Genomic DNA, 8911 nt, shown 5'->3' with positions numbered 1-8911 from the left:
GGCGCTTTACGACGTAACGGGAAAGGAGGTAAAACAGACAAAAAAGAAGGCCGCTTGAAAAAGAATCACGGCTAAGGTAATTTTGGAAAACCGGACAAGTAATGTGCTCCAAAACCGGACATTTCTATTTGCTCGCAACAAAGCCGGCCCGCGCCCGCTTCATGGCGGAACATCCGCCGGCTCAATATGAAACGCCGAAGCGGCGCAACCACATCTCAAACGCGAAAAGCATAAATAGCCGCCGGGAGCAATCGCCGCGGCCCGACAAATGCCGCTCCACCGTCCGATCAACCGCTTTTTGCCCCAATATTTCGCGCAGACGCGCGCCGGGGCCGCACAGCGTTTCGCGCACCGGCCCGGCAAGCTCGCGCCGGAACCACCCTTCCACCGGCGTTTCAAAACCGATTTTCTTCCGCCGCACGATGGCGGCGGGGAGACGGCGTTCCGCCATTTTTTTTAAAAGATACTTTTGCCGCAGGCCCCGCACCTTAAACGAAGGGGGAAGCGATTCGGCGAATGACGCCAACTCCGTATCGAGAAACGGCACCCGCACTTCCAACCCGTGGGCCATCGCCGCCTTGTCGGTGTAAAGCAGCAGGTCGTCCGGCAACTGTGTCCGGGCATCACGGTACAATGCGCGGGACAGCGTATCCTTTCCCGCCAGCGCGGCGCCCCAAGGCGAGAGATGATCCCGGTACGGGGGGGCTGCGGCTCCGAGCAGCGCCGCCCGTTCATCCGGATCAAAATGCCGGCGCATGCCGCAATAACGCTCTTCCTCATTACCCTCCGCGGCGGCCATAGCCGCCTTACGCAGTGGCTCCCCAAGGGGAAGGCCGGAGATAAAACCGGGAACAAACGGCGTCAGCGGGGCGAAGTTTCGCCGCAGAGCTTCCGCGAAATGCCGGGGGTAGCCGCCCCACAACTCGTCGGCCCCCTGCCCTGAAAGAACCACCTTGTGTGTGCGGGCAATCTGTTCGCTCAATAAGAAAAGCGGCACGGCGGAGGTGGTGGCGGCCGGCTCTTCAAGATGCCAAACCAAACGCTCCATCAGTTCCATAAAGCCGCCCGGCTTCACCGTCACCGCCTCGTGGGAAAGCCCCAACAGCGCGGCCGTTTCCGCGGCGGCGGCGGTTTCGTCCTTGTCAAAATTCCCCTGAAAGCCGACGGTGAATGCGGTCATCTTTTGGGGAACGTGCTCCACCGCGAACGAAGCCAGCAACGCCGAATCGACGCCGCCGCTCAACAGTATCCCCACCGGCACGTCGGCAACCAGTTGGCGGCGCACCGCGTCATCCGTGAGCCGTTGCAGACGATCCAGCGCCTCGGCGCGGCCGCCCCCCCACGGAGCTGCCGACGGCGGGGCGTAACATGCCTCGCGCGCCGTTCCATCTTTGCCGATGGACATCAAGTGACCGGGGCGCATTTTGGCAATCCCCTCGAATGGAGTGAGCGGCGCGGGAAAATAACGCCACTCCAGCGCCGCCGCCAACCCCGCGCGCGAAAGCCGCGCCAGTCCCGGCTCCGCCGCCAGGATCGCCTTCATCTCCGACGCGAAATACAATGTGCCGCCGCTCCGGGCATGGTAAAGCGGTTTCACCCCGAAAATATCGCGCGCGAGAACAAGCCGCCGCTCACCGCGGTCATAAATCGCAACGGCGAAAATGCCGTTGAGCTTTTCAAAGCACCCCTCCCCCCATTTGGCGAAAGCGGCCAGAAGCACCTCGGTGTCGGATGCCGTGCGGAATTGATAATCGGCGGCGAGCAGCTGTTTCAGTTCGGGATAATTATACAGTTCGCCGTTATAACTGATGACGTAGCGGCCGCACGCGGAAACCATCGGCTGTGCGCCGGTTGCCGGATCGATGATCGCCAGCCTTCGGTGACCGAGGGCGGCCCCTCCTTCCCGCCACTCCCCCTCGCCGTCCGGGCCGCGGTGACGCAAGATGGCGGTCATCCGCTCCAAACGGCCATCCCCCTCCGTGCGGAGCGCATTATCGTAAAAACCGGCTATTCCACACACCTGTTATTTTTTTCCAAAAAGGACCGGGGAAGTTTTAGGCCATAAAATACGCCGCTCTATGCGGCCATCCCGCATTGCGCCGCGCCCTCGAAAACGGATACTCTGAATAATACCATAGACGCCGCGCCACCTCCGCCAACAACCCGGCCCCCCTCCGTTGCTTTCACGGCTATAACCGGCCGCGCAAAAAGTGTAGAATGCCGGTGCGCCCCTTAAGTTTGGGGGATGTAAAGGCGATATAAAGAATATGCCCACCGCAACCACAGACAGGTATATGAAAGTAGACTTTTTCCGGCATAATCTGGACGACGAGTGTATCGCCTCGCTTGTCGCGGCGACAAAACAGATTTTCATTTCCACCGGCCCCAAAACACAGGAATTCGAGGCCGCCTACGCCGCATATCTTGGCGTTCCCCACGCCGTCGGCACCATGAGCTGCACCCACTCCCTCTACCTCGCCTGGCGCGCCCTGAATGTCGGCACGGGGGACGAGGTCATCGTTCCCGCCATGACATTCGTGGCCACCATCGAAGCGCTGATGCTAACCGGCGCCAAACCGGTCTTCGCCGATGTCGATCCGCGCACCGGCATACTCGACCCCTCGTGCGCCGAGCGGAAAATCACCCCCCGCACTAAAGCCATTTGCCCCGTGCATCTGTATGGAACCATGGCGCCAATGGACCGCTTCCGGGAAATCGCGGACAGGCACGCGCTCCTGCTGGTCGAAGACGCCGCGCACTGCATTGAAGGCAAGGGACCCGGCTTTTCACCCGGCTCACTCTCGGACGCGGTGGCGTTCTCCTTCTACACGACCAAAAATATCACCTGTGGCGAGGGGGGAGCCGTCGCCACCCGCCATGCAAAAACCGCCCAGAAGATCAGGCTGCTGCGGAACCACGGCATTAACAGGTCGGCCATTGAGCGGTTCACGGACAAGGTATCGGCGTATGACGTCGAAGAATACGGGTTCAAATCGAACATGTACGACCTGCAAGCCGCCCTGCTCATCCCGCAGTTGGCGAAGATCGAAATGAATCACGCGCGGCGGGCCGCCATCGTACAGGAATACAACAACGCCTTCAGCGATGCGGGCATCACCATTCCGCATGTGCCGCCGGGCCACAAAAGCGCCCTGCATCTGTATACCGTGCGGCTGCCCGATGAAAAACGGCGGGACAAATTCATGCTGGCGCTGACGGAGCAGGGAATCGGCTGCACCGTTAATTACCGCCCACTCTCCTCGCTCACTTTTTTCCGCACGCAGCTCAACATGCGCGATGAAGATTACCCGAACGCCACAGCCATCGGCGAAACCACCGTCTCCCTTCCGCTCTATCCCAACCTTACCGATGCGGAAATCGCGTATGTCATTGATACGGTGCGGAAAACCGCCAGGAATATCCTGTAATATCCGCGTGCGGCCACCCCCTAAAAGATTTTGCTTGTTATTTGAAAATATTCTGGTATTCTTATTTCAGTTTTAATGTTTTGCCAGATTTTGGCTGCTTGCTGATGACGTTAACCCGCCTCAGTCTTTGACTTCCAGAATTCGGCACCCCGGCACATCCGAATAAACGGGTGATATGCCACAGACTTTTTTGTAAAGGACCCAGTAGATGAATATTTTCGTAGGCAACCTTCCCTTCGGCGCAACTGAAACCGACCTTCGCAGCCTTTTTGAGGCTCATGGCACCGTGACCTCCGCCCGCATCATCACCGACCGCGAAACCGGCCGCAGCCGCGGTTTTGGCTTTGTGGAAATGGAAGATGCAGACGCCACCGCCGCGATCGAAGCGCTGAATGGCAAAGACCTTAAAGGCCGCCCGATGAAGGTGAACCAGGCCGAAGAACGCAAGGAACGGGCTCCCCGCCGCTCCTGGTAATACCGACAACCTATTCAGGCCCGCCCCGGGTTAACGGGGCGGCGCCTTCTTTTTCCAAACGATTTCTTCAAATTTAGGAACAATTGCATGACCATTGCATCTTTTGACCACCTGGGGTTGGTGGAGCCCCTCCGCCGCGCGCTGCGCGACGCGAAATACGAGACCCCCACCCCGATACAGGCGCAGTCCATACCGCACCTGCTGTTGGGGCGCGATTTACTGGGCTGTGCGCAAACGGGCACCGGCAAAACGGCTGCCTTTGCGTTACCGATGCTTCAACTGATCTCAGAAGCCAAACTGCCGCTCCGGCGCAACGCGCCGCGGGCGCTGATACTGGCCCCCACGCGTGAACTGGCCAACCAGATCGGCGAAAGCTTCCGCACCTACGGCCGCCATCTGCGCGTCAGCCACACCGTGGCGTTCGGCGGCGTCAGCATCGTCCACCAGATTCGGGCCATGTCCCGCGGTGTTGACATCCTGATCGCCACGCCGGGCCGCCTGCTCGACCTGATGAACCAGCGCCACGTATTCCTCGACAAACTGGAAATCTTCGTTCTGGACGAAGCCGACCGGATGCTCGACATGGGCTTCATCCCCGATGTGAAACGGATCATCTCCGCGCTGCCCCAAAAACGGCAGACGCTGTTTTTCTCCGCCACCATGCCGGATACCGTGACAGGGCTGGCCAACAGCCTTCTGCGCAATCCCATGCAGGTGTCGGTGAGTCCCGTTTCCTCCACCGCCGAAAAGGTCGAACAAAAAGTCCTTTTCGTGGAGCGGGATAACAAGGAAACTCTGCTGCTTTCGCTTATGAAAGACGTAAGCATCAGCCGCGCGCTGATCTTCACCCGTACCAAGCACAAAGCCAACCGCGTTGCGGAAAAGCTGAACAAGAACAACGTTATCGCCGAAGCGATCCACGGCAACAAATCGCAGGGAGCACGCATGCTCGCGCTGAAGAACTTCAGCGCCGGCCGCGCCCGCGTTTTGGTGGCCACCGATATCGCTTCGCGCGGCATCGACATCAAGGGTGTGACGCACGTCATCAACTTCGAAATGCCGATGGAGCCGGAAGCCTACGTACACCGCATCGGGCGCACCGCCCGCGCCGGGGCCGCAGGTATCGCCATCTCGATGTGCGACGGGGAGGAACGCTCCATCCTGCGCGCCATCGAGCGGATCATCAAGGCATCCATCCCGGTCGACGCGGAACATCCGTTCCACGCGGCACACTTGGCGCATGGCCCGGCCGGCCGCTCCGGCGGCGGCCCGCGCCGCTTTAACAACCAGGGGGGACGCCCGTTCCGCCCCTCGCGGCCGCAGGGGAACCGCTCCTACGCCAGCCGCTGATCTTTAGGCCTTTGGGCGGGATGCCCGCGGCAAAACGCCGCGGCTCCCGCCTTTTTTTCGTCCCGCTCCCGCCGCCACACGGTTGGTATATAATCATTACCAGACGGATTAGAGAGGTTTTCCCTATTCAATCTGGAGGTCTGCATGAAGAAACCGATATTCCCCATAGCCGTATGCGTTTGCGCCGCCGTGTTGCTCGCTCTTGCCGCCCCGGCATTCGCCAAAGATAAAATCATCGAGGGGTTCAATTCGCCCGAAAGCGTAGCGCGCGTGGGCAAATACCTCTATATCTCCAACCTCGGCGTGAAGCTGGAGCCGAGCGCGAAAGACGGCGACGGCTATATCTCGAAATTGGATCTCGCTGGCAACATCGTAAAGAAGGATTTCATAACCGGCCTTGACGGCCCCAAGGGGCTTGCCGTGCTGGGAAATGTGCTCTATGTCGCCGATATTGATCACCTGCGCGGCTTTAACCTGCAAAGCGGCGAGAAGGCGTTCGACCTCGATTTCACCGCCGAAAAAACCGCGTTCCTCAACGATATCGCCGTGAAGGACGGCGGCAAGCTTTTCGTCTCCGCCACCGACATCAATAAAATATTCGAGGTGGACGTGAAAGCGAGGAGCTACCGCGATATCGGCTTGACCGTTCCCGCCCCCAACGGTCTCTGGTACGGCGCGAAGGAGAAGCATCTCTACATCGCTGGCTTCGCCAGCAAGGACGGCAAAGCCGCCGGCGAAGTGGGAGTGGCCGACCTTTCGGGCAAAACCGCTTCGTACCGCACAATCATCGACCGCCCCGGTTTTTACGACGGCCTCCAGCCGATGGGACACGGGATTTTTCTCGTTTCGGACTGGGGGGCGTTCGAGCCGGGCAAAGGGGTATTGCTCCGCGTGGACACGAAGAAGGGAACGTTTGAAGTCCTCCCCGGCGTTTACGGCGGTCCGGCGGATTTCCTTTATATTCCCGGCAAAGGAACGCTCTACCTGCCCCGAATGATCGACGGGAAGCTGGAGATACGCACACTTCTTCGCTAGAATTTTTGCAGATGTCCCGCCAGGACGGCGAAGGCGGCCAGCGGGATTTCCTCGGCGCGCGCGTTGGAGCCAAGATTTGCCGCCGCCATCGCTTGTTCCAGCGACGCGGCGGTGTAAAGCCCTTTCAGGTTGTTGCGCAAGATGCGGCGCTTTTGCGAGAACGCGGCTTTCACCAGCGCAAAGAGGGCCGTTTCGTCCACCGCCACCGGCGGCGTTTTCAGCGGCGTAAAGCGGAGAACCGCGGAATCGACCTTTGGCGGGGGACGGAACGCCCCCGGCTTTACGACAAACAGTTCTTCAATTGCCCAATGGTAACCGCTCAGCACCGAGAGAGACCCGTAACTGCGGCTTCCCGGGGCGGATGCGATGCGGCGGGCCACTTCTTTTTGAAACATCAACACCATCCGGGCGATATTCCGCTTGTGCGCGATGAGGTGCTTATAGATAAAGACGGAGGCGTAATACGGGAGGTTGCTCACCACGATGAGCGGCCCGTCCATCGCGCTGAAATCGACGTCTTCGGCTTTTTCCTTTAGCAATGTGGCGCCGCCGTGGTTGAGCATGAGGTCAAGCGTCAGTTCGTGATCCGGCTCCACCAGGGTCAGGCGCGGCGTGGCGGATGCCAGCAGGCCGGTGAGCGCCCCCATGCCGGGGCCGATTTCAACCACATGATCGCCGGGGCGTATCTCCGCCGCTTCCACGATTTTCTGGCAGATGGAGCGGTCGGCCAGAAAATGCTGGCCCAGCTTGGGTTTATTCCCCCATGTGCGCGTTTTTTTCATTGCCACAGTATGCGGGAGGGGGGGAGCATTATCAACATCCATCGTGCTATACTAAATCGCGCTGTTTTGACGGCAAATACGGATATTGGGCGGCGGGATATTTATCCCCCGGTGCTTCGGATTGTTAGGGAGTTTATGAAAAAAACGCTCTCCAGCGGCGGCTTCACCCTGATTGAGCTGATCATGGTAATCGTTATCCTGGGCATCTTGGCCGCCGCGGCGGTGCCGCGTTTTATGGATCTTTCGGGAAACGCCCAAACCGCCGCCGCCCAAGCCATTGCCGCCTCCCTTTCCTCCGCCAGCTCGATGAACGCTGCCGCCTGCAAGGTGAAAAACGCGGGAGCCTTGCCGGCCATCACCACCTGCGCCGGCGCGGCCGCCCTGCTGGAGGGGGGCGCGTTACCGAACGGCTACACCATCGGCGGCACCGCGCCATCCTGCACGGTCATCCATACCGCAACCAACACGGTGGCGACCTGGCCCATGATCGCCACCACCGCCACCGCCTGCCTGTAAACCGGCCGCCCTTAAATTTTTCCCGTTCCCCCCGTCCTCCTATATAATTAACCCATGAGAAAAAAACTGATCGCCGGTAATTGGAAGTTATTCAACAACGCCTATGAAACCGAAGCGCTGATCAAAAAACTGATCGACTTGCGCGCCGCTGAGATGGAAGCGGACGTGGTGGTGGCGCCCCCTTTCACCAGCTTGCACGCGGCGCACCGGGTATCCGGCCACTCCGGCATTGAACTGGCCGCCCAAAATGTGTTCTGGGAAGAAAAAGGGGCCTTTACCGGCGAAGTCTCCCCCGCCATGTTGCTGGACGCCGGCTGCAAATGGGTCATCATCGGCCACTCCGAGCGCCGTCAGTATTTTGGAGAGACCGATGAAACAGTCAACCGCAGGATAAACGCCGCACTCAAAGCCGGCCTCAAACCGATAGTCTGCGTAGGGGAAACCCTGCGGGAGCGCGAAACGGATCAAACCACCGCCGTGATAGGCAAACAGCTTGAAGGCGGCTTCGCGGGCATCGCCGCGGCCTCTTTCGAAAAGATCACCATCGCCTACGAGCCGGTATGGGCCATCGGCACCGGCAAGACCGCCACCGGCCAGCAGGCCCAGGACGTACACGCCTTCATCCGCGGTTGGCTGGACAAGAAATATGGCGCCGGCACCGCCCAAATCGTCCGCATCCTCTACGGCGGCTCGGTGAAAAGTTCCAACGCCGCCGAGCTGATGGCCCTTCCCGATATCGACGGCGCGCTGGTGGGGGGCGCCAGCTTGATTGCGGATGATTTCAGTGCTATTATCCGCCTTTCGGCCAAAGCCGGAAAATAAGGTTTTTTGGACGCAATGCGCCGCTGTCGCCGCATGTTGGCCGGGTATGAATACATGGTTTGTTGCAGGGAGATACCGTTAGAATGTTTAACACGCTTCTTATAATCGTCCACGTATTCGTGGCGCTGGTTCTTATCCTCGTGGTGTTGCTCCAGTCCGGCAAAGGGGCCGGCCTTGGCGCCGGTTTCGGCGGCAGTTCGCAAAGCGTCTTCGGCGCGCGCGGCCCGCAAAGCTTCCTGGGGAAGTTCACCACCGTCTCGGCGATCCTCTTCATGGTTACCTCGCTCACCCTTTCGGTGCTTTCAGCCGGCGCCGGTCACCGCACCGTCGTGGACGGGATACCGGCAGATCCCAAGGTGGACAAGGCAAATCCGGCGGCCCCCGCCGCACCCGCTCCCGCCACCAGCGGCAATATCGATCCTTTTCAGGCCGTGAAAGAGATGCAGACCAAAGAAGCCGCCGCACCCCAGCCGTCCACCGCCGGAGAAACCAAGGGAAAATAG

Annotated in this window: 9 protein-coding genes; 7 read left to right on the top strand and 2 right to left on the bottom strand. The window is 59.9% G+C overall.

The annotated features are described in order from the left end of the window. Positions 1 to 181: 181 nt before the first annotated feature. Positions 182 to 2020 (bottom strand): asparagine synthase (glutamine-hydrolyzing), encoded by a 1839-nt coding sequence (gene asnB, locus HZA03_08840; protein ID MBI5638060.1) that lies wholly within the window; start codon positions 2018 to 2020, stop codon positions 182 to 184. A 274-nt stretch (positions 2021 to 2294) separates the two neighbouring features. Between asnB and HZA03_08835 the strand changes: the two genes are divergently transcribed. From HZA03_08835 to HZA03_08820, 4 genes are all read left to right on the top strand, one after another. Further along, positions 2295 to 3428: a DegT/DnrJ/EryC1/StrS family aminotransferase gene (locus HZA03_08835; protein ID MBI5638059.1), complete on the top strand. Its 1134-nt coding sequence runs from the start codon at positions 2295 to 2297 to the stop codon at positions 3426 to 3428. Between the two features lie 208 nt (positions 3429 to 3636). Continuing rightward, positions 3637 to 3903 carry an RNA-binding protein gene (locus HZA03_08830; protein ID MBI5638058.1) on the top strand — a complete coding sequence of 89 codons (267 nt, stop codon included), beginning with the start codon at positions 3637 to 3639 and terminating at the stop codon, positions 3901 to 3903. Positions 3904 to 3990: 87 nt separating this feature from the next. Then, positions 3991 to 5253 (top strand): DEAD/DEAH box helicase, encoded by a 1263-nt coding sequence (locus HZA03_08825; protein MBI5638057.1) that lies wholly within the window; start codon positions 3991 to 3993, stop codon positions 5251 to 5253. A 144-nt stretch (positions 5254 to 5397) separates the two neighbouring features. Continuing rightward, the gene (locus HZA03_08820; protein ID MBI5638056.1) at positions 5398 to 6288 is read left to right on the top strand and encodes a hypothetical protein; all 891 of its coding nucleotides are present in this window, start codon (positions 5398 to 5400) and stop codon (positions 6286 to 6288) included. Here the strand turns inward: HZA03_08820 and rsmA are convergent. Then, positions 6285 to 7070 carry a ribosomal RNA small subunit methyltransferase A gene (rsmA, locus tag HZA03_08815; GenBank protein ID MBI5638055.1) on the bottom strand — a complete coding sequence of 262 codons (786 nt, stop codon included), beginning with the start codon at positions 7068 to 7070 and terminating at the stop codon, positions 6285 to 6287. The two genes, HZA03_08820 and rsmA, sit on opposite strands and share 4 nt — an antisense overlap. Before the next feature lie 135 nt (positions 7071 to 7205). Here rsmA and HZA03_08810 point away from each other — a divergent pair, with 135 nt between their 5' ends. The 3 genes from HZA03_08810 to secG all read left to right on the top strand — a co-directional run bounded on the left by HZA03_08810 (position 7206) and on the right by secG (position 8911). Then, complete coding sequence (locus HZA03_08810) at positions 7206 to 7586, top strand: type II secretion system protein (protein MBI5638054.1); 381 nt, start codon at positions 7206 to 7208, stop codon at positions 7584 to 7586. 54 nt (positions 7587 to 7640) lie between these two features. Then, positions 7641 to 8408: a triose-phosphate isomerase gene (locus HZA03_08805; protein ID MBI5638053.1), complete on the top strand. Its 768-nt coding sequence runs from the start codon at positions 7641 to 7643 to the stop codon at positions 8406 to 8408. Between the two features lie 83 nt (positions 8409 to 8491). Continuing rightward, complete coding sequence (secG, locus tag HZA03_08800; protein ID MBI5638052.1) at positions 8492 to 8911, top strand: preprotein translocase subunit SecG; 420 nt, start codon at positions 8492 to 8494, stop codon at positions 8909 to 8911.

This window comes from Nitrospinota bacterium (assembly GCA_016217735.1).
In the GTDB taxonomy this organism is placed as follows: Bacteria; Nitrospinota_A; UBA7883; order JACRGQ01; family JACRGQ01; genus JACRGQ01.
Note: the sequence above shows the minus strand (reverse complement) of the source record. Positions and strands in the feature narration are given on the sequence as shown.

Excerpts from the sequence above, each read along its gene's own strand:
- HZA03_08835 (MBI5638059.1), top strand. The coding sequence starts at position 2,295 with ATGAAAGTAGACTTTTTCCGGCATAATCTGGACGACGAGTGTATCGCC.
- HZA03_08830 (MBI5638058.1), top strand. The coding sequence starts at position 3,637 with ATGAATATTTTCGTAGGCAACCTTCCCTTCGGCGCAACTGAAACCGAC.
- HZA03_08825 (MBI5638057.1), top strand. The coding sequence starts at position 3,991 with ATGACCATTGCATCTTTTGACCACCTGGGGTTGGTGGAGCCCCTCCGC.
- HZA03_08820 (MBI5638056.1), top strand. The coding sequence starts at position 5,398 with ATGAAGAAACCGATATTCCCCATAGCCGTATGCGTTTGCGCCGCCGTG.
- rsmA (MBI5638055.1), bottom strand. The coding sequence starts at position 7,070 with ATGAAAAAAACGCGCACATGGGGGAATAAACCCAAGCTGGGCCAGCAT.
- HZA03_08810 (MBI5638054.1), top strand. The coding sequence starts at position 7,206 with ATGAAAAAAACGCTCTCCAGCGGCGGCTTCACCCTGATTGAGCTGATC.
- HZA03_08805 (MBI5638053.1), top strand. The coding sequence starts at position 7,641 with ATGAGAAAAAAACTGATCGCCGGTAATTGGAAGTTATTCAACAACGCC.
- secG (MBI5638052.1), top strand. The coding sequence starts at position 8,492 with ATGTTTAACACGCTTCTTATAATCGTCCACGTATTCGTGGCGCTGGTT.